Annotated in this window: 24 protein-coding genes and 1 pseudogene; 15 read left to right on the forward strand and 10 right to left on the reverse strand. The window is 64.5% G+C overall.

What is annotated here, in order from left to right; translation table 11 throughout:
• The first annotated feature begins 136 nt into the window (after window positions 1-136).
• Window positions 137-2,380 carry a GumC family protein gene (locus tag K3F49_RS26395; RefSeq protein ID WP_234683848.1) on the forward strand — a complete coding sequence of 748 codons (2,244 nt, stop codon included), beginning with the start codon at window positions 137-139 and terminating at the stop codon, window positions 2,378-2,380.
• Between the two features lie 21 nt (window positions 2,381-2,401).
• On the opposite strand, the gene K3F49_RS26400 is transcribed toward K3F49_RS26395, so the two are convergent.
• A complete protein-coding gene (locus tag K3F49_RS26400; RefSeq protein WP_234683849.1) occupies window positions 2,402-3,583 on the reverse strand; it encodes a GNAT family N-acetyltransferase in 1,182 nt (393 codons plus the stop codon).
• A gap of 129 nt (window positions 3,584-3,712) precedes the next feature.
• Between K3F49_RS26400 and K3F49_RS26405 the strand changes: the two genes are divergently transcribed.
• The gene (locus K3F49_RS26405) at window positions 3,713-4,756 is read left to right on the forward strand and encodes a polysaccharide deacetylase family protein (protein ID WP_234683850.1); all 1,044 of its coding nucleotides are present in this window, start codon (window positions 3,713-3,715) and stop codon (window positions 4,754-4,756) included.
• Between the two features lie 55 nt (window positions 4,757-4,811).
• Here the strand turns inward: K3F49_RS26405 and K3F49_RS26410 are convergent, their stop codons facing one another.
• Entirely contained in the window at window positions 4,812-5,021 is a 210-nt protein-coding gene (locus K3F49_RS26410) for a DUF2842 domain-containing protein (RefSeq protein ID WP_234683851.1), read from the reverse strand.
• 96 nt (window positions 5,022-5,117) lie between these two features.
• Between K3F49_RS26410 and K3F49_RS26415 the strand changes: the two genes are divergently transcribed.
• Window positions 5,118-6,200 carry a COX15/CtaA family protein gene (locus K3F49_RS26415; protein WP_234683852.1) on the forward strand — a complete coding sequence of 361 codons (1,083 nt, stop codon included), beginning with the start codon at window positions 5,118-5,120 and terminating at the stop codon, window positions 6,198-6,200.
• Window positions 6,201-6,207: 7 nt separating this feature from the next.
• On the opposite strand, the gene K3F49_RS26420 is transcribed toward K3F49_RS26415, so the two are convergent.
• The 4 genes from K3F49_RS26420 to K3F49_RS26435 form a co-directional block, all read right to left on the reverse strand.
• Complete coding sequence (locus tag K3F49_RS26420) at window positions 6,208-6,549, reverse strand: hypothetical protein (protein WP_234683853.1); 342 nt, start codon at window positions 6,547-6,549, stop codon at window positions 6,208-6,210.
• Window positions 6,550-6,667: 118 nt separating this feature from the next.
• Window positions 6,668-7,948 carry an O-acetylhomoserine aminocarboxypropyltransferase gene (locus tag K3F49_RS26425; protein ID WP_234683854.1) on the reverse strand — a complete coding sequence of 427 codons (1,281 nt, stop codon included), beginning with the start codon at window positions 7,946-7,948 and terminating at the stop codon, window positions 6,668-6,670.
• Between the two features lie 138 nt (window positions 7,949-8,086).
• Window positions 8,087-8,671, reverse strand: coding sequence for a CoA-binding protein (locus tag K3F49_RS26430; protein ID WP_234683855.1), 585 nt, complete (start codon window positions 8,669-8,671; stop codon window positions 8,087-8,089).
• A gap of 108 nt (window positions 8,672-8,779) precedes the next feature.
• A complete protein-coding gene (locus K3F49_RS26435; protein ID WP_234683856.1) occupies window positions 8,780-9,604 on the reverse strand; it encodes an enoyl-CoA hydratase in 825 nt (274 codons plus the stop codon).
• 86 nt (window positions 9,605-9,690) lie between these two features.
• Here K3F49_RS26435 and K3F49_RS26440 point away from each other — a divergent pair, with 86 nt between their 5' ends.
• The 6 genes from K3F49_RS26440 to K3F49_RS26465 all read left to right on the forward strand — a co-directional run bounded on the left by K3F49_RS26440 (window position 9,691) and on the right by K3F49_RS26465 (window position 13,376).
• Window positions 9,691-10,119 carry a PaaI family thioesterase gene (locus K3F49_RS26440; protein ID WP_234683857.1) on the forward strand — a complete coding sequence of 143 codons (429 nt, stop codon included), beginning with the start codon at window positions 9,691-9,693 and terminating at the stop codon, window positions 10,117-10,119.
• A gap of 158 nt (window positions 10,120-10,277) precedes the next feature.
• Window positions 10,278-10,742, forward strand: a complete 465-nt coding sequence (rplM, locus tag K3F49_RS26445) for a 50S ribosomal protein L13 (RefSeq protein WP_091965253.1) — start codon at window positions 10,278-10,280, stop codon at window positions 10,740-10,742.
• 2 nt (window positions 10,743-10,744) lie between these two features.
• Window positions 10,745-11,224, forward strand: a complete 480-nt coding sequence (gene rpsI / locus K3F49_RS26450) for a 30S ribosomal protein S9 (RefSeq protein ID WP_166097019.1) — start codon at window positions 10,745-10,747, stop codon at window positions 11,222-11,224.
• 229 nt (window positions 11,225-11,453) lie between these two features.
• A complete protein-coding gene (locus K3F49_RS26455; protein WP_234683858.1) occupies window positions 11,454-12,686 on the forward strand; it encodes a GGDEF domain-containing protein in 1,233 nt (410 codons plus the stop codon).
• A gap of 57 nt (window positions 12,687-12,743) precedes the next feature.
• On the forward strand, window positions 12,744-12,980 hold the full coding sequence (locus K3F49_RS26460; RefSeq protein WP_234683859.1) for a hypothetical protein: 237 nt from the start codon (window positions 12,744-12,746) through the stop codon (window positions 12,978-12,980).
• Window positions 12,981-13,079: 99 nt separating this feature from the next.
• Entirely contained in the window at window positions 13,080-13,376 is a 297-nt protein-coding gene (locus K3F49_RS26465; RefSeq protein ID WP_025036647.1) for an antibiotic biosynthesis monooxygenase family protein, read from the forward strand.
• 91 nt (window positions 13,377-13,467) lie between these two features.
• On the opposite strand, the gene K3F49_RS26470 is transcribed toward K3F49_RS26465, so the two are convergent.
• A complete protein-coding gene (locus tag K3F49_RS26470; protein WP_234683860.1) occupies window positions 13,468-14,592 on the reverse strand; it encodes an AI-2E family transporter in 1,125 nt (374 codons plus the stop codon).
• 247 nt (window positions 14,593-14,839) lie between these two features.
• On the opposite strand from K3F49_RS26470, the gene K3F49_RS26475 reads away from it, so the two are divergent.
• Both K3F49_RS26475 and K3F49_RS26480 read left to right on the forward strand, forming a co-directional pair.
• Window positions 14,840-15,613, forward strand: coding sequence for a gamma-glutamyl-gamma-aminobutyrate hydrolase family protein (locus tag K3F49_RS26475; protein ID WP_234683861.1), 774 nt, complete (start codon window positions 14,840-14,842; stop codon window positions 15,611-15,613).
• Between the two features lie 102 nt (window positions 15,614-15,715).
• The gene (locus K3F49_RS26480; RefSeq protein ID WP_234683862.1) at window positions 15,716-16,327 is read left to right on the forward strand and encodes a hypothetical protein; all 612 of its coding nucleotides are present in this window, start codon (window positions 15,716-15,718) and stop codon (window positions 16,325-16,327) included.
• A gap of 148 nt (window positions 16,328-16,475) precedes the next feature.
• Here the strand turns inward: K3F49_RS26480 and K3F49_RS39475 are convergent.
• A pseudogene (locus K3F49_RS39475) lies at window positions 16,476-16,685 on the reverse strand (hypothetical protein); the annotation flags it as partial.
• A 151-nt stretch (window positions 16,686-16,836) separates the two neighbouring features.
• Here K3F49_RS39475 and K3F49_RS26490 point away from each other — a divergent pair.
• Window positions 16,837-18,210 carry an NfeD family protein gene (locus tag K3F49_RS26490; protein WP_234683863.1) on the forward strand — a complete coding sequence of 458 codons (1,374 nt, stop codon included), beginning with the start codon at window positions 16,837-16,839 and terminating at the stop codon, window positions 18,208-18,210.
• A complete protein-coding gene (locus tag K3F49_RS26495) occupies window positions 18,210-18,968 on the forward strand; it encodes a slipin family protein (RefSeq protein WP_452101124.1) in 759 nt (252 codons plus the stop codon). The genes K3F49_RS26490 and K3F49_RS26495 overlap by 1 nt, the downstream gene beginning before the upstream one ends.
• 78 nt (window positions 18,969-19,046) lie before the next feature.
• Here the strand turns inward: K3F49_RS26495 and glnA are convergent, their stop codons facing one another.
• Both glnA and K3F49_RS26505 read right to left on the reverse strand, forming a co-directional pair.
• Window positions 19,047-20,456, reverse strand: coding sequence for a type I glutamate--ammonia ligase (gene glnA, locus K3F49_RS26500; protein ID WP_234683864.1), 1,410 nt, complete (start codon window positions 20,454-20,456; stop codon window positions 19,047-19,049).
• A gap of 150 nt (window positions 20,457-20,606) precedes the next feature.
• Window positions 20,607-20,945 (reverse strand): P-II family nitrogen regulator, encoded by a 339-nt coding sequence (locus K3F49_RS26505; protein ID WP_007603495.1) that lies wholly within the window; start codon window positions 20,943-20,945, stop codon window positions 20,607-20,609.
• Between the two features lie 381 nt (window positions 20,946-21,326).
• Here K3F49_RS26505 and K3F49_RS26510 point away from each other — a divergent pair, with 381 nt between their 5' ends.
• Window positions 21,327-22,826 carry an NAD(P)H-hydrate dehydratase gene (locus K3F49_RS26510; protein WP_234683865.1) on the forward strand — a complete coding sequence of 500 codons (1,500 nt, stop codon included), beginning with the start codon at window positions 21,327-21,329 and terminating at the stop codon, window positions 22,824-22,826.
• Window positions 22,826-23,263: a GNAT family N-acetyltransferase gene (locus K3F49_RS26515; RefSeq protein ID WP_234683866.1), complete on the forward strand. Its 438-nt coding sequence runs from the start codon at window positions 22,826-22,828 to the stop codon at window positions 23,261-23,263. The genes K3F49_RS26510 and K3F49_RS26515 overlap by 1 nt, the downstream gene beginning before the upstream one ends.
• Window position 23,264: the final 1 nt, after the last annotated feature.

The raw sequence follows: 23,264 nt of genomic DNA on the forward strand, positions 1-23,264 counted from the left end.
GGCTCGTGGTTAACAAACGGTGACGGGCGCGCGTGTGCTGCCCCCGAGACGTCGCGATTAACCCAGCGGCAACCTTAATGGAGTGTAATCGGGCCCATCGAGGTACACGAGTGGCGTTGCCCTGCGGGAGTGTTCGATGCGTTTAGCGTTCTGGCGTGCCGGCAAGGACAAGGCCGTCATCGAGCGAGCCGTCTCGAAGGCCAGGCACGAAGCCAGGCCTGAGACCAAGCCCAGAGTGGAAGCCAGGCCCGCGCCGGCTGTTGCGCAGCCCGCGCCGGCCGAATCCGGTGACATCGACCTGCATGCGCTCGGCGGCGCGCTCGCGCGGAAGCGCGGCTGGATCATCGTGCCGACGGTGCTTGCGCTCGTCGCATCCGTTGCCATCGTCAATCTCATCACGCCGCGCTACAAATCCGAGTCGCGTATCCTGATCGACGGCCGCGAGAACGTCTTCCTGCGGCCAAGCAGCGACCGCAGCACCGAAGAGCGGCAGGCGCTCGACCCCGAGGCCGTCACCAGCCAGGTGCAGCTCGTGCTGTCGCGCGATCTCGCGCGCGAGATCATCAAGAAGGACAAGCTGGCCGAGCGCCCCGAGTTCGATCCGGTGCTGCAAGGCGTGTCGCCGCTGAAATCGCTTGCGGCGATGGTCGGCATCGGCCGCGATCCGTTCTCGATGACGCCGGAAGAGCGCGTGCTCGATGCTTATTACGATCGCCTCCAGGCCTACGCCGTCGACAAGTCGCGCGTGATCGTGGTCGAATTCCAGTCGCAGGATCCCGAACTAGCGGTGCGCGTCGCCAATTCGATCGCCGACGGCTATCTCGTGCTCCAGCAGAATGCGCGGCAGGAACAAGCCCGCAACGCCAGCCAGTGGCTTTCGGGCGAGATCGAGAACCTGCGCAAGAAGGTTTCCGACGCCGAAGCCAAGGTCGAGGACTTCCGCTCCAAATCGTCGCTGTTCGTCGGGACCAACAACACTACGCTGTCGAACCAGCAGATGGGCGAGGTCAACACCCAGCTCAACAACGCGCGCTCGATGAAGGCGGATGCGGAATCCAGGGCGCGGCTGATCAAGGAGATGCTGCAGAGCGGCAAGCCGATCGAGGCATCAGAGGTCGTGAACTCCGAGCTGATGCGGCGATTGTCCGAGCAGCGGGTGACCCTGCGGGCGCAGCTCGCGGAGCAGTCGTCCACCCTGCTCGGCAATCATCCGCGCATCAAGGAATTGAAGGCGCAGCTCGGTGATCTCGACAATCAGATCCGCGACGAGGCGGCCAAGATCTCGCGCTCGCTCGAAAGCGACGCGCGGATCGCCGGCGGCCGGGTCGACGGCCTGACCGCCAGCCTGGAGCAGCTCAAGAAGCAGGCGACCTCGACCAACGGTCAGGACGTGCAGCTGCGCGCGCTCGAGCGCGAGGCCAAGGCGCAGCGCGACCTGCTCGAGACGTATCTCGGGAAGTACCGCGAGGCCAGCACCCGCGAGAGCATCGATTCCGCCCCGGCGGAAGGCCGCATCATCTCGCGCGCCATTGTTTCCAACACGCCGGCCTATCCGAAGAAGCTGCCGATCGTGCTGATCGCGACGCTGGCGACATTGCTGCTCTCGTCCGGCCTCGTCGTCACCGGCGAGCTCCTGCGCCAGACCGCGCCGCGCGCCATTGCCTCACTGGCGCCAGCGGCGCTGACGACTCGCCGTGAGCCGGTCGTCGATCCCGTGGTGGAGGAGGTGCCTGCGCCTCTGCAGCCGGACATGATGTCCGGCGCCGATGTCAACGAGTTCGTCGAGATCGGACAATTGGCCGAAAGCTTGCGCGCCGCCGGTGCGGCCGCGAAGAAGGTCACCGTGCTCGGCACCGCCTCGGGCGACGCCATCACGCTGTCGACGCTGACGCTCGCCCGCCATCTCGCGCGCGATGCGCGCGTCGTCGTGGTCGATCTCGCCGCGTCCTCGCCGACGATCGCGGCGGTTGCCGTCGATCCGACGGCGCCCGGTCTTGCCGAATTGATGCAGGGGCAGGCCTCGTTTGCGCAGATCATCACGCGCGACAAGCTCTCGCGGTTGCACCTGGTCATGGCCGGCCGTCCCGGCTTCGACCGCAGCCTGCTGCAGTCGCCGCGGGTGACGCTCGCGATCGACGCCTTGCTGCGCGCTTACGATCACGTGCTTGTGGACGCCGGCAGCGCCGAAGACCTGCCTGCAGAGCTGCTGACGGCGAATGCCCGCGCCGTCGTGGTGCCGGATGCCTCGATGGAGGCGGATGCACGCGTGCTGATGTGTGAGCAGCTCAAGGCCGTCGGCTTCAGCGAGGTGACGATGCTGAGCCGGCCGGTGCAGCCGTCGGATGCCGGCGAGACGCCGCCACGCGTGGTGGCGGCTTAGGGAAGGGAAGCGTTTCGGCGCCTAGCCGAACGCTTGCCGTAGCCGTCGCGCCAGGTCGAACAGCATCTGGTTCTGTTTCACCAGGCGTTTGCCGCGGTTGAGTGAGGACATCGCCATCGCTGCGAGCTTGCCGCGCGAGGTCAAGGGCACGAAGCTGTCGAAGATGTCCTCGTCGTCCTTGCAGAACATGCGCTTGTACTCGTCCGTACCGATGCCGAGGTCGAGCGAGCGATAGCCGCGCTCCGCGTAGCGGTCGATAATGTAGCGCATCAGGATCAGGCCCGGGCTGTAGCGGGCGTGCTCCGACATCGTATAGGTGTTGAACATCGTCGAGAAGCGCTGGCCGTCGGCGACGCCGGCGAAGATCGCGATCACCTCGTCGTCGCATTCGAGCGCATGAATGTCGATGACGCGGCCTTCACCGCGCGGCGCGAGGCAGGCGTTGCGAACGAATTGCTCGACACCCGGTTCGGCAAAGACGTTCGGGAGCTTCTGCTCCGCCATCCGGACCGGCTTGACGCGAAAGAACCAGTCGAGCAGGCGGGTGACGTCCGCGTCCGTCGTGGCAAGGTGATAGCGATAGCCGGTGAGCGCCTGGAGTTTCTTCTCCTTGCTCTTCAGCCGGCGGCGGAAGGAGTTGCTGATCCGGAATGCGGGCGGGCCACCCGGCTCCATCGCCAGTAGCGGGCAGCCGTTGATCGCGCTCTGCTGCGGCAGCAGCGCAAACGGGTTTTGCTGGTCATGCCAGCGCCGCGGCTGCTGCGTCAGCGCGAGAACGTCGACCTGGTCATGCAAGGGCGCGAACAGCACGTCGAGATCGGCGGCAACAGCCTGTGCTGCGAACTCGGCGTTCCACAGCCCCATGTTGAAGCTCGTGTGCTTGCCGCCCATGAAGCAGGCCGTGCGCAAGCCGTGGCCTTGGCGCAGCGCGAGCGGAAGCAGCGCGAGCGGCGTCCGCTCGGCATCACGGGCGATCACGACGCAGGAACGGGCGCCTTCGCGTTCCCCGACCGATCGCGCCCATGAACCCAGAAGATCGAACCGCTGATAGGGCGTGAAGAGATGACCGGGCTCCTCGAGGGCACGCCAGACCGTCTCGGCCTCTGCAATATCGCTGATGAGGTCGACATGCGCGATACGGCTCGCTTTCGACCGCGCTGGCGATTCTGCCGTCCGGCTTTGCATCGCCGCAGCCATGGTCATCCGCCAAACCTGTCGAGAAAACGAAGAATACGTATTTCGGCCTGTGGCCGACCTTTGCAAATAAATGTCAACAAAGGGTAATGACAATAGCTGAGGAAACGGGCCGCCGGCGAACGCGAAGGTGGGATATTGGCATCCGACGACAGATGGCTGGAGCGGTTGCGGCTCGAGTTGGCCTGGTTCACCGGCCGACCGCTGCTGCGCAGCCGCGGCGCAGGCGCAATCCTGCGCTTCGAGCGCGTGCGACCGCGGCGGAGAGGCGCATTCCAGCCGCTGCGACAAAACGAGATCACGCCGCAATTTCTCGATCGCGCCATTCGCGCGCTGAAGCGCTGGGATTATGATTTTCTCGGCATGGACGAGGTCTGCCGGCGCGCGGTAACGCTGCCGGAGAAGCACCGTTTCGTGGCGCTGACCTTCGACGGTGCGCCCAAGGACTTCATCCGCTTTGCCTATCCGGTGCTGGCGCGCTACGCCGTGCCGTTCACGCTCTACGTTCCCACCGCCTTTCCCGACGGCGTCGGCGAAGCCTGGTGGCTCGGGCTCGAGCAGGTGATCGCGCGCGAGAGCCGCATCAGCCTGATGATGGACGACAAGGAGCAACGCTTCACCGTGACGGGCAATGCCGAGAAGCAGGCGCTGTTTTCGCATCTCGAGAATTGGCTGCGCTCGCTGGCACCAGCCGATTTGTCGGCGGCGATCGCCGATCTCTGCACGCGCTACCGGATCGATCTCGCCGCACTCTCGCGCGAAGCATCGATGGATTGGGAGGATCTGGCCAAGCTGGCGGCCGATCCGAGTGTCACGATCGGCAGCGCGACCGTGAACTATCCGGTTCTCGCCACCATGAAGGACGCAGCCGCGCTGCGCGAGATGACGATGGGCAAGGCGGTGGCGGAAGCGTCATTCCGCCGCGATATCCGGCATCTGGCATTTCCGTTCGGCGATCGCACCTCGTTTCGGCGCAATCATGTCGTGATGGCGGAGGAGGCCGGCTTTGCCAGCGCGGTGTCCACGATTCCCGGAATCGTGGACGCAGAAGGGCGCACCAATCTGCGCGCGCTGCCGCGAATTTCCTGGGACGGAAGGGTGCGCTCGCTGCGCATGATGCGGGTGTTGGTGTCGGGCGTCGCCTTCGCGCCGGTGAAACCGACGGGCAGCGTTACGAGCTGACTCAGCGATGGTTAGAGCCTTCGCATCCGACAAACGCGCAAGCGCGTTTGCGGAGTTAGGCGCGATCGGGCCGCTGCATCCAGCTCACAATCGGCATGGCCGGCAGCACCCAGCCCATGCCGACCACCACGTAGTAGATCGCCTGCCGCCAGCCGGACTCGGCGATCCACGGCATCTGCGCCGCCGCCATGCCGAGCAGGGCCCAGACCGTGGCCAGCACCAGGAGCAGGATGGCGCCGAGGAACTTGCGGGTGCGGATATTCATGGCGGAGAACTGCGGCTTTCGCGTAACTTGCGCTGCGGGAGCGGGGGACTATAAGGGGCACGCAGTCCGGTTCAAGCTTTGGTTTTAACCCTTGAAATGACGACGAATTCCGCCCCGACCAACCCGCATCGCGCCGTGCGCTGGTGGTTGATTTCCGTGGCCGCCCTGATCGCACTGATGGTGCTGGTCGGCGGCGCGACGAGGCTGACGGAATCCGGCCTGTCGATCGTCGAGTGGAAGCCCGTTACCGGCAGCGTTCCGCCGCTGTCGGACGCGCAGTGGACCGACGCCTTCGAGGCCTACAAGAAGATCCCGCAATATCGCGAGCTCAACGCCGGGATGTCGCTCTCCGAGTTCAAGCAGATTTTCTGGTGGGAATGGAGCCACCGGCTGCTCGGCCGCTTCATCGGGGTCGCCTATCTGCTGCCGTTCCTGTTCTTCCTGTGGCGTGGCGGTCTGCCCGGTGAGTTGAAGCGGCGGCTGTGGCTGCTGTTCGCGCTCGGCGGCCTCCAGGGCGCGGTCGGCTGGTGGATGGTGGCATCGGGGCTGTCCGAGCGGGTCGAGGTGTCGCAATATCGGCTGGCGACGCACCTGGTGCTGGCGCTGCTGATCTTCGCCGGCATCGTCTGGACGGTGCGGCGGCTCGCCGATCGGCCGCAACTTGCCGTTCCGGCGCGGCTGCGGTTCACGAGCGCGGTGCTGGTGATCGTGACCTTCATCCAGATCTATTTCGGTGCACTGGTCGCGGGTTTGCGCGCCGGACGCGCCTTCAACACCTGGCCGCAGATCGACGGCGCCTTCATTCCGTCGGCGGAACGGCTGTGGTTCGAGACGCCGTGGTGGCGCAACATGTTCGACAATGTGCTGACGGTGCAGTTCGAGCACCGCATGACCGCTTATCTGCTGTTCACACTGGCGGCGCTGCATGCGCTCGACGCGCTGCGTTCACGCGCAGGCTCGGCGGCGAGCGGCGCGCTCTGGCTGCTCGCGGCGGTGAGCGTGCAGGCGGTGCTCGGTATCCTGACGCTGCTCAACCAGGTGCCGATCGATCTCGCGCTCTCGCATCAGGCGGTCGCGATCGCCGTGCTCACGCTTGCGGTGATGCAGGCGGAGCGCTTGTCATCGCGGCAATCTGCGGAGGCGCAGTCACGCACGGTCCCGCTCGGCCAGGCTGGTTGATCGCTGATCAGCAATAGCCGTAAACGCCGCAGGCGTAGGGCAGTCGCCAGAAATAGCTGACCTGCGGTCCGCCGTAGTACGGGCCCTGATAGTCGTAATCCCAGGGGCGGCCGTAATAGCCCGGCAGCGTGTTGGAGCCTGGCAGGAGCGGCGTCCCCGGCAGGTTGCGGACGTAACTGCCGACGCCATAGGCCGGCGAGATCAGCGCATCCTGATCTGTCTCGACATACACTCGTCGCTCCGGCGGCGGAACCGCAACCCGCCGCTTCGGCATGGTGGGCAGGTCGGCGGCGAAGGCGCCGGAGATGGTCAGCGTCGCGGCAAGGGCAGGCACCATCCAGCGCAGCATCGTCGGCTCCGAATCAAAAGGGGCGATCCAGTGACGATGTATGCGGCAGGTGTGGTTAATGACTGTTAACTGGAGCCGTCATTCTGGGGCTTCCGCGCGCCCCGGAATGACGGGCAGATTACGCGCCCAGCGCCTGTTCCAGGTCGGCGATCAAATCTTCCTTGTCCTCGATGCCGATCGAGAGCCGGACCACGTCGGGACCTGCGCCGGACTTGATCTTGGCGGCGTCGTCGAGTTGGCTGTGCGTGGTCGAGGCCGGGTGGATCACCAGTGAACGGGTGTCGCCGACATTGGCCAGATGCGAGAACAGCTGCAACTTCGACACCAGATTGACGCCGGCGTCGTAGCCGCCCTTCAGGCTGAAGGTGAACACGGCGCCCGCGCCCTTCGGCGCGTATTTGCGCGCGAGCTGGTTGTACTTGTCGCTTGCCAACCCGGCATAGTTCACCGCGGACACTGCGGGGTGGCCGGCGAGGAATTCGGCGACCGCCTTGGCGTTGTCGCAGTGCTTCTGCATGCGCAGCGGCAAAGTCTCGATGCCGGTGAGGATCATGAAGGCATTGAACGGCGATAGCGCCGGCCCGAGATCGCGCAGGCCAAGCACGCGGCAGGCGATGGCGAAGGCGAAATTGCCAAACGTCTCCTGGAGCCGGATGCCGTGATATTCCGGCCGCGGCTCCGACAGCATCGGATATTTACCGCCGGCCGACCAATCGAAGGTGCCGGCATCGACGATAATGCCGCCGAGCGAATTGCCGTGGCCACCGAGAAACTTCGTCAGCGAATGCACGACAATGTCTGCGCCGTGGTCGATCGGCCGGATCAGATAGGGCGAGGCCAGCGTGTTGTCGACGATCAAGGGCACGCCCGCCTTGCGCGCCACCGTCGAGATCGCCTCGATGTCGGTGATGCTGCCGGCCGGGTTGGCGATGGACTCGATGAAGATCGCTTTCGTGCGCGGCGTCACCGCGCGCTCGAAGCTCGCGACGTCATCGGGATCGGCCCACACCACGTTCCAACCAAAGCTCTTGAACGCATGCGCGAACTGGTTGATCGAGCCGCCGTAGAGTTTTCGCGCGGCGATGAACTCGTCGCCCGGCTGCAGCAATTGCTGCAGCACCACGACCTGTGCGGCATGGCCCGAGGCCACCGCAAGCGCAGCGGTGCCGCCCTCGAGCGCGGCGACGCGCTCTTCCAGCACCGCATTGGTCGGATTGCCGATGCGGGTATAGATATTGCCGAACGCCTGCAGGCCGAACAGCGAGGCGGCGTGGTCGGCATCGTTGAAGACGAAGGATGTCGTCTGATAAATGGGCGTCGCGCGCGCACCGGTGGTCGGATCGGGCTGTGCACCGGCATGCACGGCGAGGGTCGAAAATCCCGGAAGGCGATCGCTCATTGAGGGCGTCCTGTTCTTGTGGTCTGAAATCGCGCGGCATGCTGATCGTGACAGCGCCTGCCGTCAAGCCGCGGCTTCACATCGCAACGATCGTGCTACGCAGTGTCGCGTTCGCGAAACGAATCCTTCGCAATTGAGTCAGCTTTGCTCGCTCTTGTTTTTGGCCGCGCGATCGGAGGCCGCGGTGTCGCCACCGCCGACGCTCATCCGATTGAGGGATAGACGCATGCCCTGCGTCGGCGCCGGCGGGCGCTTGGAACTGAGCGTGCGCGAATTGACGCCCATCCAGGAGATCTCTGACGACAACCGGCCATATTCGATCTTGGGGCAGCGGTTCATCACGACCTTGATACCCGCAGCCTCGGCTTTTTCCGCCGCCGCATCGTCACGCGCGCCAAGCTGCATCCAGATCACCTTCGGCAACAGATCGAGCGTGAGGGCTTCCTCAACGACAGGCATGATGTGGCTGGAGTTGCGAAAGATGTCGATCATGTCGACGGGACGTCCGATGTCGCGCAGCGACGCGACGAAGGGCTTTCCGAGCAGCTCCTTGGCGACATGACCGGGATTGACCGGAATCATGTCGTAGCCGCGCTGCGCCAGATATTTGAACGCGAAATAGCTCGGCCGCACATTGACCGGCGAGGCGCCGACCATCGCGATCGACTTCACGCTGTTGAGGATGCCGCGGATGTAATTGTCGGGATAGGCGTCGTGGTTCATCTGTTGTTCTTCTTCCTTGTCATTGCGAGGAGCAAAGCGACGAAGCAATCCAGTCTGTTTCCGTGGAGGGCTTTCTGGCTTGCTTCGCTTCGCTCGCAATGACGAATGTCACTCATCCCGCCATGTCGGTGTGCGCTTCTCGATGAAGGCGCCGATGCCTTCCTCGGCGTCGCAGGCCATCATGTTCTCGGTCATCACCTCTGCCGCATAGCGATAGGCGTCCGCAAGGCTCATCTCGGCCTGACGGTAGAACGCCTCCTTGCCGAGCTTGACGGTGTAGGCGGACTTCAGCGCGACTTGTTGCGCAAGCTCAATCGCGGCGTCGCGCTCGGTGCCGGCGGCGACGACGCGATTGACGAGGCCGATCTCGCGGGCGCGCGCAGCCGGCACCGGTTCGCCGGTGAGCAGCATCTCCATTGCCTGCTTGCGCGGCACGTTGCGCGACAGCGCCACCATCGGCGTCGAGCAGAACAGGCCGATGTCGACGCCGGGTGTGGCGAAGCTCGCCGCATCCGATGCGATCGCGAGATCGCAGCTCGCCACGAGCTGGCAGCCGGCCGCGGTCGCGATGCCCTGGACCGAAGCGACCACCGGCTTCGGCAGACGCACGACCGCCTGCATCATCGCGCTGCAGGCGTTCATGAGTTCAGCGAAATAGGCGCGGCCGCGATCCGGATCGCTGCGGCGCGCGGTCAGCTCCTTCATGTCGTGACCGGCGGAGAAGGCGGGACCGTTGGCGGCGATCACGACGCCGCGGATGGACTTGTTGTCGCGGATCTCGTCGAGTTCGGCATGCAGGCCGGCGATCATCGCTTCCGACAGGCTGTTGCGCGCTGCCGGCCGGTTGAGGGTCAGCACCGCGATGGCGCCGACCATTTCGCGCAGCAGAATTGGCGGTTGCGGGGACGAGGCGCGGGCGGCCTGGGTGGACATCAAGGCGTTTCCGGTTGGATTATTGCAGTTGGATGATGCAGATAACCTAATGTAACAGGTCCCGTGAAGCGAGGGTGGGGAACAGCATGGCGGCAGCGAAAATGAGCGTGGCGGAGGTCGAGCAGTTTCTCCGTGCCGAGTTTCCCCAGGCGTTCGGCGGCGACGACGTCACGATCGAGAGCGCGGACGGCCAGACCTGCCTTTTGCGCCAGCGCTTCAGCGAACGGATGCTGCGGCCGGGTGGAACCGTCTCAGGCCCGACGCTGATGGCACTGGCCGATTTCGCCATGTACGTGGTGCTGCTGTCGGCCATCGGCCCGGTCGGGCTCGCCGTGACCACCAATCTCAACATCAATTTTCTGCGCAAGGGCCAGCCGGGACAGGACGTGCTGGCGGAGGCCCGGTTGCTCAAGCTCGGCAAGCGCCTCGCGGTCGGGGAGGTGAAGCTGCTGTCCGGGACGTCCCCCGATCCGATTGCCCACGTCACATCGACCTATTCCATTCCAAATATTTGAGCTTTTCGCAGGTAATATCGCACCTTAATTTCAAGATACTGATTTTGTTGATGTAATTTGCGTCGCTGGGCATTGACCGTTGCGCGTGTCTTCTCTAGAAACCCGCGCAGTCCGGTGCGGTGTTCGCGCCGCTATTCCCCGTCCACGGAAACTCTGACATGAAAACCTTTTCGGCAAAGCCGGCCGAGGTGACGAAGAAGTGGGTGCTGATCGACGCCAAGGGTCTGGTCGTCGGCCGTCTCGCCACCATCGTTGCCATGCGCCTGCGCGGCAAGCACCTCCCGACCTACACCCCGCACGTTGATTGCGGCGACAACGTCATCATCATCAACGCCCAGCATGCGGTCCTCACCGGCCGCAAGCGCGAGCAGAAGACCTATTACAAGCACACCGGCTATGTTGGCCACATCAAGGAGCGCACCGCGCGCCAGATCCTTGAAGGCAAGCATCCCGAGCGCGTGCTGGAGAAGGCCGTCGAGCGCATGATCCCGCGTGGTCCGCTCGGTCGCGTCCAGATGGGCAACCTCCGCGTCTATGGCGGTGCTGATCATCCGCACGAGGCCCAGACGCCCGAGAAGATCGACATCGCCAAGTTGAACCGCAAGAACACGAGGGCCGCATAATCATGGCCGAATCCATTCAGTCGCTCGACCAGCTCTCGCAGCTCAAGACCGCGGTGGCGCCCGATGCGCCCAAGCACGAGAAGAAGGTCGACAAGTTCAACCGCGCCTACGCCACCGGCAAGCGCAAGGACGCGGTCGCCCGCGTCTGGATCAAGCCGGGTGCCGGCAAGGTCACGGTCAACTCGCGCGAGGTCGAGGTCTATTTCGCTCGTCCCGTGCTGCGCATGATGATCGAGCAGCCGTTCTCGGTGGCCGCGCGCTCCGGCCAGTACGACGTGATCTGCACCGTCGCCGGCGGCGGTCTGTCCGGTCAGGCCGGTGCCGTCCGTCACGGCATCTCCAAGGCGCTCACCTATTTCGAGCCCGAGCTGCGCACCGTGCTCAAGAAGGGCGGCTTCCTGACCCGCGACTCCCGCGTGGTCGAGCGCAAGAAGTACGGCAAGGCCAAGGCCCGCCGGTCCTTCCAGTTCTCGAAGCGTTAATCGCTTCGGTCACATTCGCCGCGAAAGCGGCTTCAATGAAATGCAAAAGGGCGCTGATTTCAGCGCCCTTTTTGTTGTTCGTTTGTACGCAAATTGAAGACGAGTTTCCCGAAAACTTGGCCTCGGATGAAAACCTGAATGGAACTCGCGGGACATAGCGTCGCATCTGGAAGGGCGCGCAAATCGGATGTGCCGATCGCGTAACTGCTATGTTCAAGAGGGGGCTGACATGATGTCGCTCGATAGCATCACGCTCTATTTGGTCGCCACGATGGTCGCCGCACTGCTCGGCGCCATGATGGTGTTTTTCGGCAGACAGGAGAACAGCCCCGCGCTGAAATGGTGGGGCACCGCCTATCTGCTCGGCGCGGCGTCCGTCGCGTTGTGGACGGCGACCGGCGACAAGCTCGGCCCACACCTGTATCTCGCATTGAATGCGGTCGGCTTCGTTGCCTGCGGCATGGTGTGGAATGCGGCGCGCGTGTTCCACGGCCGCAAGCCGAACTGGCCCGGCCTCGTGCTCGGCGCGCTCGCCTGGGTCGCGACGGTGCTGCTGCTCGATCCCGCCGCGTCGATGCTGCGCATGATCATCGGCGCCGGCATCGTCTCGGTCTATGCGGCGCTGACCGCGAGCGAGCTCTGGGTCGAGCGGCGCAAGAGCCTGCAACGGCGCTGGCCGGCCTTCGTGGTGCCGGTGATGCACGGCTGCGTGCTGATGTTGCCGATCCTGCTCGGCAGCTTCCTGCGCCCGAACGATGCCGGCTTCTCCCACAGCGTCTGGGTCACCGTGTTCGCAGTCGAGCTCGTGCTCTATGCCGTCGGCACCGTGTTCGTGATCTTCATGCTGGTGTCCGAGCGTACCGTCACCGCGCACCGCACCGCGGCGTCGACCGATCCGCTGACCGGCATGCTCAACCGCCGTGGCTTCTCGGAAGCCTGCGCGCGCGTGATCGAGCGCGAGGCCAAGGGCGGCCGGCCCGTCACCGTGATGATCTTCGACATCGACCATTTCAAGTCGATCAACGACCGCTTCGGCCATCCCGCCGGCGACGAGATGCTGAAGCTGTTCTCGACCGTGGTCGTCAACAATCTGCGCATCTCGGACCTGTCGGGCCGTATCGGCGGCGAGGAGTTCGCCGCACTGCTGCCCTGCGCACTGGAGGAGGGGGTGCTGGTCGCCGAGCGCGTGCGCGAAGCGTTCGAGACCTCCGGCGTCGTGGTCGATGAAGGCCCGGTCGACACCACCGTCAGCATCGGCGTGGCCGGCGGCCCCGCCGGCACCGAGCTCGAGGTGCTGCTGGCCTCGGCCGACACCGCACTGTACCAGGCCAAGCGCAGCGGCCGTAACCGTGTTGAGGCCGCCGAGGAGCTGCCGTTGTCGCTGGAGAATTGGCGCCGTCAGAGCGCTGCGCGGATCGGTGTGCCCAAGGCAGAGTCCAAGCCACAGCCGGCGACGGCCTGAGACGAGAAGAGCGCGCGGTAATCCCCTGTTTACCATTCGGTTCCTACCATTGCGGTCATGGAATCGATCCGTCGACAGAACCCGCAGGCTGCCCTGATGTCGCTTGAAGCCGCTGCGGCCTCGGCCCGCGGCGGCTTTGCCTGTCTGTTCTCGACCGCGGACGAATACGAGACCGCGCTGATTGCCGAGCGCCGCGCCCAGGGACGCTACACACAGGGCCGCAGCTATTGGCCGATCGCGCTGTTTCTCGGTTGCGCGCTCATCGTTGCAGGCACCGTGCTGCTGTTCGCCTGAGAGCGCCGCATTTTCGGCCGGGCAGGGCGCCGTTTCGGCGCCTTTTTCTTTGCTCCCGGCTGCGGTAGATACGGCCACCAAACAAGAGGGTGGAAACCGATGATCACCGAGATCGCGCAAATCGACGTCAAGCCGGGCAGCGAAAAGGATTTTGAGGCCGCCGTCGCCAAGGCCAAGGCCGCCTTCGGCCGCTCCAAGGGCTTTCACGGGTTCGAACTGCACAAATCGATCGAGAAGCCGCAGCGCTATCGGCTGATGGTGAAATGGGCGACGCTGGAGAACCACACCGTGGATTTCCGCGGCTCCGAGAATTTCACGGAATGGCGCGGCCTCGTCGGCCAGTATTTTGCAGCGCCCCCGGAGGTCGAGCACACCGAGACCGTGCTGACGACCTGAGTTTGCTCTATTTTTGGAGCATGATCTCCGCGCAAACGCGTTCCGCGTTTGTCGCGAGGGAAAACCGCTTCACACTTTTCCGGATCATGCTCTACGCCGCCTCTGCCAGGGGCGGCGCCTGATACGTCTTGAAATGATCGATCATGACCTTGGCGATGGCGACGAGTGGTAGCGCCAACGCCAGGCCCCAGATCCCGAAGACGACGCCGAGCAGGATCTGGAATGCGAACAGCGTGGCCGGCGGGATGTCCAGCGCTTGGCGCTGGAGGATCGGCGTCAGCACATAGCTCTCCATCGCATGCACGCCGAGGAACAGGACCAGCGCCGATAGCGCCGGGATCCAGCCCGAGGCGAGGCTCGCCAGCACCACGACGACGCCGGCGATGATGGCGCCGACGGTCGGGATGAAGGCGAGCAGACCGGCTTGAATTCCCAGGATGAACGAGCCGGGGATGCCGATGATGGCAAGCCCGATCCAGGTCACGAGTCCGACCGCAATCATCACGATGATCTGCGCGATCAGCCAGCGCTCCAGCGTCTCGCCGATGCGATCGATGATGAGCGTCGCGCGGACGCGATGCTTGGCCGGTGCCAGAAACAGCAGTCCGTCGTGATAGACGCCGGGCTGTGCGGCGAAGGCCAGTCCCAGGAACAGCACGATGAAAACGTTGCCGACGGCGCTGATCGCGCCGAACAGCAGCTTGAAGGTCTGGCTCACGATCGCCCCGCCGCTGGAAGCAAGCGCGCCGGCGTTCGGCAATGGGGCGTGCGGGGCTGGCGTCGCGGCCGTGTCGCTGGCGGAAGAGGCGGGCGCGGCGTTGCCGAGATCGAAGAAGCTGGTGTCGATACCGCGGTGGTCGAGGAAGGATTTGACGTGTGCGATCTGCGATTTGATGGTGTTGCTCAGCAGCGATGCCTGCTCGGCGATGGTCGCGCCGCCGAGATAGGCGACACCTCCGAGCAGCGCCGCCAGCACGATGCAGACGATCGCAAGCCGCGCCGCGTGCGGCAGGTGCATACGGCGGCCGAGCGCATTGGTCAGCGCGTTGAGGCCGACGCCGAGCAGCATGCCGGTGAAGATCAGGAGCAGGGTGGCGGCAAAGTACCAGGTGAAGACCAGCATTGCCGTGAACAGCACGACCCCGATGCCGCCGACCGTGATCGCCCAGGCGAGATCGGAGCGGGTTTTGGGCTGTTCATCTCTGGAGATGGTCACATCACGTCCCTTTCGGAGCCGGCTGGCGCACTCTTTCGTGAAATCTTGCCTGGGATCAAGCCGGGCCCGTGCGCCGGATTGAAGCGCCCGTTGCCGGCAGAAGCCAGCGCCGCGGACGCGCAGGGGTGCCCCAAGGGGCACATTTGCGCAAAAATAGCATTGCCGTCCCGCGATCCCTTCTGTTGAATTTGTTCCATCCGGGGGGCATGTTTGGAGAATCTTTTTCGGCTGGAGGTCGGAACGGGAAATGAGAAAGCCGGTCGTCGGCGTGATCGGGAACGCCCATCGCGTCGAAAATCGATTTCAGGTCCAGATGGTCGGTGAGCGCAATTTGCGCGCAGTGGCCGAGGTCTCCGGCGGCTTGCCGGTGATGTTCGCGGGCTCGCCCGACATTACCGATATCGCCGCACTGCTCGATACCGTCGACGGTGTCGTGCTCACCGGGGCGCGCGCCAACGTGCACCCGACCCGCTTCAACGTCGACCCTTGCGAGAAGCACGAGCCCTACGACATCCACCGCGACGAGGTCGCGCTGGCGCTCTCGGTCGCCTGCGTCGCCCGCGGCATCCCGCTGTTCGGCATCTGCCGCGGCTTGCAGGAGATGAACGTCGCTTTCGGCGGCTCGCTGCACCCCGAGATCCGCGAAATCCCCGGTCGCATGAACCACCGCATGCCCAGGCTCGAGAATGGCGAGATCCATCCCGATCCGACCGTCGTGTTCGCCGACCGTCATGACGTCGACCTCACGCCGGGCGGTGCCTTCGCAAGGCTCCTCGGCTGCGAGAAGATCCGGGTCAATTCGCTGCACGGCCAGGGCATCCTCGAGCCCGGCAAGCGCGTGCTGATCGAAGGCCTCGCCGAGGACGGCACCATCGAGGCGATCCAGATCGCGGAAGCCTCGACCTTCGCGCTCGGCGTGCAATGGCACGCCGAATACGACCCGCAGCGCAATCCGATCAATCGCAAGCTGTTCGAAGCGTTCGGCGAGGCGATGGTGGCGAAACAGAGGGCGGCGGCGTAAGCGCGGACTTTTTGGCCGCATCGACATTGCGAACACAGCGGAGCCGGACGTGCGGCTCCGTGCTATTTCTCCATTGAATTTTCAAGCCGGAATTGCATTCCGATGATTTGCAGACTGACCGTTGCCGTCTCCGTCCTGTTCGCATTTCCCGCCATCGCTCAGACCGCTGCGCCGGCCGAGGGCCCGATCACCTGCGCTTCGCCGGTGGCGCCGAGCGACACCGCCAAGAGCCTGATGCAGCGCTACGGCAAGGAGGCCGTGGTGCAGGAGCTGCCCGGCGCGGAAGGCGAAACTTACAAGGGGCTGGTGTTGTTTCCGAAGGCGAACGACCAGCGGATCGAGGTCGCCTTCGCGGAAGACAAATCGAAGCGCGTCTCCGGCCTGACATTGCGCGACAGTGCCAGGACGAGCAAATGGAACGTCGATGGCATCACGATCGGATCGAGCCTCGCCGACGTGCAGAAGGCGAGCGGTAGAGCGTTCCTGGTCGCCGGTTTTGAATGGGACTACGGCGGCTTCGTCACCGACTGGAAAGGCGGCGCGCTCGGTCGTCCGATGCAGGGCGGCTGTCGCGTGACGATCCGCTTCGACCGGAAGTCCGCCGCGCCCAAATCGCTGCTGGGCGACGGCGTGAAGGTCGCCTCCGACAACGCGACGCTGGTGAAGTGGGCACCCGTGGTGACGGAGATCGGGGTGATTTTTCCGGGCAAGTGAGTGAGACGTGTGACTGCTACGAACCGCGCTCGCAATATCTCGGGCGGAATAAACCAATCAGCAAGAATTGGTGCGCGCCGACTATTTCGATTCCGATTCGTTCTTTGAGAACGAAGTGGAGTCAGATGCAGAACGAAAGTCGGTAGCCTCAAACAAAAAGGAGCCCCGAAGGGCGCCTTTCGTGTGTTGTGACCGTTCGAGCCGATCGAACCGCGACCGGGTGCGGGGTCACCCCCGAAGCGGGCGACTTCGATCACCTTCAGCGCGGGGTAAGCGTCGATGAAGTCGTCGTCGAACACGCCGCCGGCCTCGAGGAGGGGGCCTGATCGAGGCTCTCAAGGGTCTCGCGGAGTGGGCCTCACACCGTCGGGCCCCCGGCTCAGCATCCCGCCAGGGCTGCCGCATTACGCCCCCGTCCATTGCGTCGCACAATCGCAACGGCGGAGGACGCGCCTCCGCATTGAGGTTTGGGAGACGAACACCATATCTGGGGTAAGGGAGCCCTTGCCGTGCAGACCATGAAGGCGGCCCTCGTTGCGGCGATCGGCATCGTCGCTTGTCTTTCCAGTCTCCGTCCCGGCTCAGCGGAGGAGAATCGCCGTCTTGCACTCACCGTCACGATCGAGGGAGCCATTGGCCCGGCGTCGGCGAGCTACGTGAAGGAGGCCTTGGTCAAGGCCGCCGAACGACACGCCGAGATCGTGATTCTCCGAATGAATACGCCCGGCGGTCTCAACTCCAGCATGCGCGAGATCATCGCGGATGTGCTCGGCTCGTCCGTTCCCGTCGTCGGCTACGTCGCGCCGGCAGGCGCCCATGCGGCGAGTGCCGGTACGTATATTCTCTATGCGACCCATATCGCGGCGATGGCCCCAGGTACGAATATCGGCGCCGCGACGCCAGTGCAGATTGGCGGACCGCTTCCGGGCCTGCCAAGCGGCACACCCGACAAGGACAAGAAGGATGAGCCGAAGGATGCGATGACGGCGAAGGTGACGAACGATGCCGTCGCCTTCATCCGCAGCCTCGCCGAACTGCGCGGCCACAATGCCGATTGGGCCGAGAAGGCGGTCCGCGAAGCCGCCACCCTGTCCGCCAATGGCGCGTTGCAGGCGCACGCCATCGACCTCGTCGCGCGCGATCCGGCCGATTTGCTCAGGCAAATCGATGGTCGCGTGGTCGAGCTTGGGGGCGGCACGACGCAACGCCTGGCAACGCAGAACGCGATCATCGAAGCCGTCGATCCCGGGTGGATCTCCCGCTTCCTGGCGGTCGTCACCGATCCCAACGTCGCGTTCATTCTCCTGATGGTCGGTATCTACGGCCTGATTTTCGAATTCATGTCCCCCGGTGCCGTCGCTCCGGGAGTGGTCGGGACGATCTGCCTGCTGCTCGGCCTGTACGCCCTCAACCTGCTGCCGATCAATTATGCCGGGCTCGGCCTGATGCTGGTCGGGATCGCGCTCCTCGCCATCGAGGCGTTCAATCCGACAGTCGTGATCGGCCTCGGAGGCGTCGTGGCCTTTGTGCTCGGCGCCGTCATGCTGGTCAGGGTCGAAGCGCCGGGCTACCGGCTGTCGTGGTCGGTCATCGCCGTTGTCGCGGCGATGCTCACTGGTTTCGTTCTGATCGTGCTTGGCGCGCTTCGGCGCGCCCGCCGCGGCCCGCCACGGGTCGGCGCGCAAGCCATGCGAGGCCTGGCCGCCGAGGTCCTCGACTGGAGCGAGAACGAGGGGCACGTCTTTACCCATGGCGAACGCTGGCAAGCGCGCGGTGCCGACAGCTTCAAGCCCGGCGAGAGGGTCGAGGTCGCCAATATCATCGATTTGACGCTGGTGGTTCGGCGTCCGGGTCCTGTGACCGGCGAGAGAGGTCTACTCTGATGTTTGAATATTCGATTTACGCAGTGCTGGCGCTGATCGTCATTCTGTTTCTCACCCAGGCCGTTCGCATCCTCAGGGAATACGAGCGCGGCGTTGTCTTCACGCTCGGCCGCTTCACCGCGGTGAAGGGGCCGGGTCTCATCATCCTCATTCCGATCGTGCAGCAGCTCGTCAAGGTCGATCTGCGGGTGATGGTGCAGGTCGTGCCGCCCCAGGATGTGATTTCGCGCGACAACGTGTCCGTCAAAGTCAACGCCGTTCTCTACTTCCGCATTGTCGATCCCGAGCGCGCCATCATCAAGGTCGGGGACTACATGGCGGCGACCAGCCAGCTCGCCCAGACCACGCTGCGCTCAGTGCTTGGCAAACACGAACTCGACGAGATGCTCGCCGAACGCGACAGGTTGAACGCCGACATCCAGGAGATCCTCGACAAGCAGACCGACGTCTGGGGCATCAAGGTCACCGGCATAGAGATCAAGGACGTCGATCTCAACGAAACCATGGTACGCGCGATCGCCAAGCAGGCCGAGGCGGAACGGTTGCGACGCGCGAAGGTGATCAACGCGACGGGGGAACAGCAGGCTGCCGAAAAGCTGGTCGAGGCCGGCCGGATTCTGGCGCAGGAGCCGCAGGCGATGCAGCTGCGTTACTTCGCGGCTCTGCACGACATCGCCGGCGAGCGGTCGTCGACCGTCGTGTTTCCGCTGCCAATCGGCCTGCTCGATCATTTGATGCCGCGGCGCGAGACCCCGTAGTCGGAAGGTGCTGCGCTCACAAACGAAAAGGCGCCCCTCGCGGAGCGCCTTTGGTTTGTCGGATACCGTCCGAGCCGATCAGCCCGAATAGTACATGTCGAACTCGACCGGGTGGGGGGTCATTTCGAAGCGGGCGACTTCGGTCATCTTCAGCTCGATGTAAGCGTCGATGAAGTCGTCGTCGAACACGCCGCCGGCCTTGAGGAAGCCGCGGTCCTTGTCGAGGTTTTCGAGCGCCTCGCGGAGCGAACCGCAGACGGTCGGGATCTGCTTCAGCTCTTCCTTCGGCAGGTCGTAGAGGTCCTTGTCCATCGCCGGACCCGGATCGATCTTGTTCTTGATGCCGTCGAGGCCGGCCATCAGCATCGCGGCGAAGCCGAGATAGGGATTGGCGAGCGGATCGGGGAAGCGTACCTCGACGCGCTTGGCCTTCGGCGAAGCGGTGTAGGGGATGCGGCAGGACGCCGAGCGGTTGCGCGCGGAGTAGGCGAGCAGCACGGGAGCCTCATAGCCCGGGACCAGACGCTTGTAGGAGTTGGTCGACGGGTTGGTGAAGGCGTTGATGGCCTTGGCGTGCTTGATGATGCCGCCGATGTAGTGGAGGCAGGTCTCCGACAGGTCGGCGTATTTGTTGCCGGCGAACACCGGCTTGCCGTCCTTCCAGATCGACTGGTGCACGTGCATGCCCGAGCCGTTGTCGCCATAGACCGGCTTCGGCATGAAGGTGGCGGTCTTGCCGTAGATGTGGGCGACCTGGTGGATGCAGTACTTGTAGATCTGCATGTGGTCGGCCATCAGCGTCAGCGTGTCGAACTTCATGCCGAGCTCGTGCTGGGCGGAAGCGACTTCGTGATGGTGCTTCTCGACCTTCACGCCCATCTTGGCCATGGCGCCGAGCATCTCGGAGCGCATGTCCTGCACCGAGTCCTGCGGGGGAACGGGGAAGTAGCCGCCCTTGGTGCGGATGCGGTGGCCGAGATTGCCGCCTTCATACTCGGTGTCGGAGTTGGTCGGCAGCTCCGAGGAATCGACGCGGAAGCCGGTGTTGTAGGGTCCCGACGAGAAGCGCACGTCATCGAACACGAAGAACTCGGCTTCGGGGCCGACGAACACGCTGTCGCCCACGCCCATCGACTTCACCATGGCTTCCGCCTTCTTGGCGATGCCGCGGGGGTCGCGGTTGTAGGGCTCGCCGGTGGTCGGCTCGAGCACGTCGCAGGTGATCACCATGGTGGTCTCGGCGAAGAACGGATCGATCGTCGCAGTCACCGGATCCGGCATCAGGCACATGTCGGACTCGTTGATCGCCTTCCAGCCGGCGATCGAGGAGCCGTCGAACATCGTCCCTTCGGCGAAGATATCGTCGTCGATCATGCTGACGTCGAACGTCACATGCTGCCACTTGCCGCGCGGATCGGTGAAGCGCAGGTCGACGTATTTAACGTCGTTGTCCTTGATCGATTTCAGGACGTCTTTGGCGGTCTTCATGCATACCCCTTTTGGCTCTGCGGGACGGTTTCCAGATGAGCAGATTCGTTCTCGCTTTCGGCGAGTTAGCGCAACCGCACAAACGAAATCAGGCCGCCGAAGCAGCCTTTTTTCTTTCAGAGTGTCGCAAGATTCGGGATAGCACCCGGCTCAGATAGCGTCCAGCCCGGATTCGCCAGTTCGGATGCGGATCGCCTCTTCGATATTGGAGACGAAAATCTTGCCGTCGCCGATGCGCCCGGTTTGCGCGGCGCGGCGGATCGCGTCGATCGCGCGCTCGACCAGGTCGTCGCCGATCACGATCTCGATCTTCACCTTGGGCAGGAAGTCGACGATGTATTCTGCGCCGCGGTAGAGCTCGGCATGGCCTTTCTGGCGACCAAAGCCCTTGGCCTCGGTCACGGTGATGCCCTGAAGGCCGACTTCCTGAAGCGCTTCCTTCACCTCGTCGAGCTTGAATGGCTTGATGATGGCTTCGATCTTCTTCACTGCGCGCCTCCCGGCCTTATCGAACAAATAGCAACGTCTTCGTCAGGATGCGCTTTTCTTAACGCACGATCTTGTCTTCGCTATGCCGGGACCTGACCAGCCCGGCAACAAACGGCCGGCCACACCCAGATAATGCCAGTGAGCACGACGAACCGAAGCGGCTTCCTCGAAAGCAGGGTCTATGCCAAGTTGCAAATGCCCTGATTATTGAAGCGTTATCAGCCTTTTAACGAGCATCCCTGATAGGTGGAGCCGGTCGGCTTAAAATACCGCAGACTACGAAATAGGCAAACGGTTCAATATCTGTGCAGATCGTTGTTCCGTTGGGTAGATCGGCACGGAACGTGCCTGTTGAAAAGGCGTTTGGACCAGGGAAGTGGCATGGAAGTTCTAACCACCGCCGAAATGCAGCGAGCTGATCAACTCAGCATCACGGCCGGCACGCCCGGCTTCAAGCTGATGCTGAGCGCCGGCCAGGCGGTCGCCGAGGCCGCCAATGCGCTTGTGGAGGAGGGGCCGATCCTGATCGTGACCGGCCCTGGCAACAATGGTGGCGACGGGTTTGTCGCAGCCGCCGAGCTCGCCGCGCAGGGCCGCGAGGTCTCGATCATCCTGATGTGCGAGCGCGACCAGCTCCAGGGCGATGCGGCGTCCGCCGCGCGCGGCTGGAAGCAGCCGGTGCTGCCGTTCAATCCGCAGGCGATCGGAAAGCCGGCGCTGATCATCGATGCGCTGTTCGGCGCGGGCTTGAACCGTCCCGTCGACGGCGAGGCGCGGGCGATGATCGAGGCGATCAACGCCAATGGCGCGCCAGTGCTCGCGGTCGATCTGCCGAGCGGCATCAACGGCACCAGCGCAGCCGTGCTGGGCGTCGCGGTCAATGCCACTGAAACCGTCACCTTCTTCCGCAAGAAGCCTGCGCATCTCCTGCTGCCGGGTCGCATGCACTGCGGCCGCGTGCGCGTCGCCGACATCGGCATCGACGCGCAGGTATTGGACGAGATCGTGCCGCAGAGTTTCGAAAACGATCCGGATTTCTGGGGCGCGGCCTTTCCGGTGCCGCGCATCGACGGCCATAAATACGCGCGTGGCCATGTGCTGGCCGTCTCGGGCGATGAGGCCGCGACCGGTGCTGCGCGGCTGGCAGCTCGCGGCGCCTTGCGTGCCGGTGCCGGGCTCGTCACGCTCGCGACCCCGCGCGACGCGCTCGCGATCAATGCAGCCGCGCTGACTGCGGTGATGGTCCGCGCCGTGGACACCGTGGTCGAGTTCGGCGAGCTGCTCGGCGACAAGCGCTACAATACCTGCATGATCGGTCCCGGGGCCGGCGTTGGTGATCGCACATGCGACATCGTTCACACCGCTATCTCGGCGCAGCGCCATGTCGTGCTCGACGCGGATGCGCTGACGAGCTTTGCCGCAAATCCCGAGCGGCTGTTTGAATCGATCAAGTCCGCGGCTGGGGCCGAGGTGGTGCTGACGCCGCACGAGGGAGAGTTTCCGCGGCTGTTCTCCGACCTCAGCAACAAGACTCCGGGCCGCTCGAAGCTCGAGCGCGTGCGCGCCGCGGCCGAACGCTCCGGTGCCGTCGTGCTCCTGAAGGGCCCTGACACCACGATCGCCGCGCCCGACGGCCGTGCCACCATCGCCGCCAACGCCCCGCCCTGGCTCGCGACCGCCGGCGCCGGCGACGTGCTCGCCGGCATCATCGCAGGGCTCTTGGCGCAGGGCGTGCCGGCGTTCGAAGCCGCCAGCATCGGCGTCTGGATGCACGGCGAGGCGGCGAGCGAGGCGGGACCGGGCTTGATCGCCGAAGATCTCACCGAGACGCTGCCGGCGGTGCACCGGCGGATCTACAACGCGCTCGGGATCGCGTACTGATGCTCAGGCCGCTCGCGCTCACCGACATGGGCGCGGCTGCGCAGGTCCATCGGGCCGCGTTTGACCATGCGATGCCGTGGCTCGCCGGGTTGCACACGCCGGATGACGACCGCTGGTTCTACCGCGAGCGCATCTTTCCGACCTGCCGCGTCTGGGGACGCTTCGACGGCGATGAGCTCTGCGGGATCATCGCGGTTCGTGACGATTGGATCGAGCAGCTTTACGTTCTTCCCGCCGCGCAGGGCCGCGGCATTGGCACCGATCTCCTCGACATCGCCAAAGGCGCCAGCAAGCGGCTCGAGCTCTGGACCTTCCAGCGCAACGCGCCGGCGCGGCGCTTCTACGAAGCGCGCGGGTTCAGGCAAGCCGAGGAAACAGACGGGGCGCGTAACGAGGAGAAAGAGCCCGACGCTCGCTACGTCTGGACGCGCGCATAGC

The organism is Bradyrhizobium monzae, assembly GCF_021458635.1.
Classification (GTDB): domain Bacteria; phylum Pseudomonadota; class Alphaproteobacteria; order Rhizobiales; family Xanthobacteraceae; genus Bradyrhizobium.

What these genes read in the sequence shown, in the direction of transcription:
- K3F49_RS26460 (WP_234683859.1), top strand. Translation starts at nt 12,744, where the DNA reads ATGGAATCGATCCGTCGACAGAACCCGCAGGCTGCCCTGATGTCGCTT.
- K3F49_RS26430 (WP_234683855.1), bottom strand. Translation starts at nt 8,671, where the DNA reads ATGAACCACGACGCCTATCCCGACAATTACATCCGCGGCATCCTCAAC.
- K3F49_RS26475 (WP_234683861.1), top strand. Translation starts at nt 14,840, where the DNA reads ATGAGAAAGCCGGTCGTCGGCGTGATCGGGAACGCCCATCGCGTCGAA.
- K3F49_RS26515 (WP_234683866.1), top strand. Translation starts at nt 22,826, where the DNA reads ATGCTCAGGCCGCTCGCGCTCACCGACATGGGCGCGGCTGCGCAGGTC.
- glnA (WP_234683864.1), bottom strand. Translation starts at nt 20,456, where the DNA reads ATGAAGACCGCCAAAGACGTCCTGAAATCGATCAAGGACAACGACGTT.
- K3F49_RS26480 (WP_234683862.1), top strand. Translation starts at nt 15,716, where the DNA reads ATGATTTGCAGACTGACCGTTGCCGTCTCCGTCCTGTTCGCATTTCCC.
- K3F49_RS26435 (WP_234683856.1), bottom strand. Translation starts at nt 9,604, where the DNA reads ATGTCCACCCAGGCCGCCCGCGCCTCGTCCCCGCAACCGCCAATTCTG.
- K3F49_RS26465 (WP_025036647.1), top strand. Translation starts at nt 13,080, where the DNA reads ATGATCACCGAGATCGCGCAAATCGACGTCAAGCCGGGCAGCGAAAAG.
- K3F49_RS26410 (WP_234683851.1), bottom strand. Translation starts at nt 5,021, where the DNA reads ATGAATATCCGCACCCGCAAGTTCCTCGGCGCCATCCTGCTCCTGGTG.
- K3F49_RS26415 (WP_234683852.1), top strand. Translation starts at nt 5,118, where the DNA reads ATGACGACGAATTCCGCCCCGACCAACCCGCATCGCGCCGTGCGCTGG.
- K3F49_RS26440 (WP_234683857.1), top strand. Translation starts at nt 9,691, where the DNA reads ATGGCGGCAGCGAAAATGAGCGTGGCGGAGGTCGAGCAGTTTCTCCGT.
- rpsI (WP_166097019.1), top strand. Translation starts at nt 10,745, where the DNA reads ATGGCCGAATCCATTCAGTCGCTCGACCAGCTCTCGCAGCTCAAGACC.
- K3F49_RS26455 (WP_234683858.1), top strand. Translation starts at nt 11,454, where the DNA reads ATGATGTCGCTCGATAGCATCACGCTCTATTTGGTCGCCACGATGGTC.
- K3F49_RS26510 (WP_234683865.1), top strand. Translation starts at nt 21,327, where the DNA reads ATGGAAGTTCTAACCACCGCCGAAATGCAGCGAGCTGATCAACTCAGC.
- K3F49_RS26425 (WP_234683854.1), bottom strand. Translation starts at nt 7,948, where the DNA reads ATGAGCGATCGCCTTCCGGGATTTTCGACCCTCGCCGTGCATGCCGGT.
- rplM (WP_091965253.1), top strand. Translation starts at nt 10,278, where the DNA reads ATGAAAACCTTTTCGGCAAAGCCGGCCGAGGTGACGAAGAAGTGGGTG.
- K3F49_RS26400 (WP_234683849.1), bottom strand. Translation starts at nt 3,583, where the DNA reads ATGACCATGGCTGCGGCGATGCAAAGCCGGACGGCAGAATCGCCAGCG.
- K3F49_RS26495 (WP_452101124.1), top strand. Translation starts at nt 18,210, where the DNA reads ATGTTTGAATATTCGATTTACGCAGTGCTGGCGCTGATCGTCATTCTG.
- K3F49_RS26420 (WP_234683853.1), bottom strand. Translation starts at nt 6,549, where the DNA reads ATGCTGCGCTGGATGGTGCCTGCCCTTGCCGCGACGCTGACCATCTCC.
- K3F49_RS26395 (WP_234683848.1), top strand. Translation starts at nt 137, where the DNA reads ATGCGTTTAGCGTTCTGGCGTGCCGGCAAGGACAAGGCCGTCATCGAG.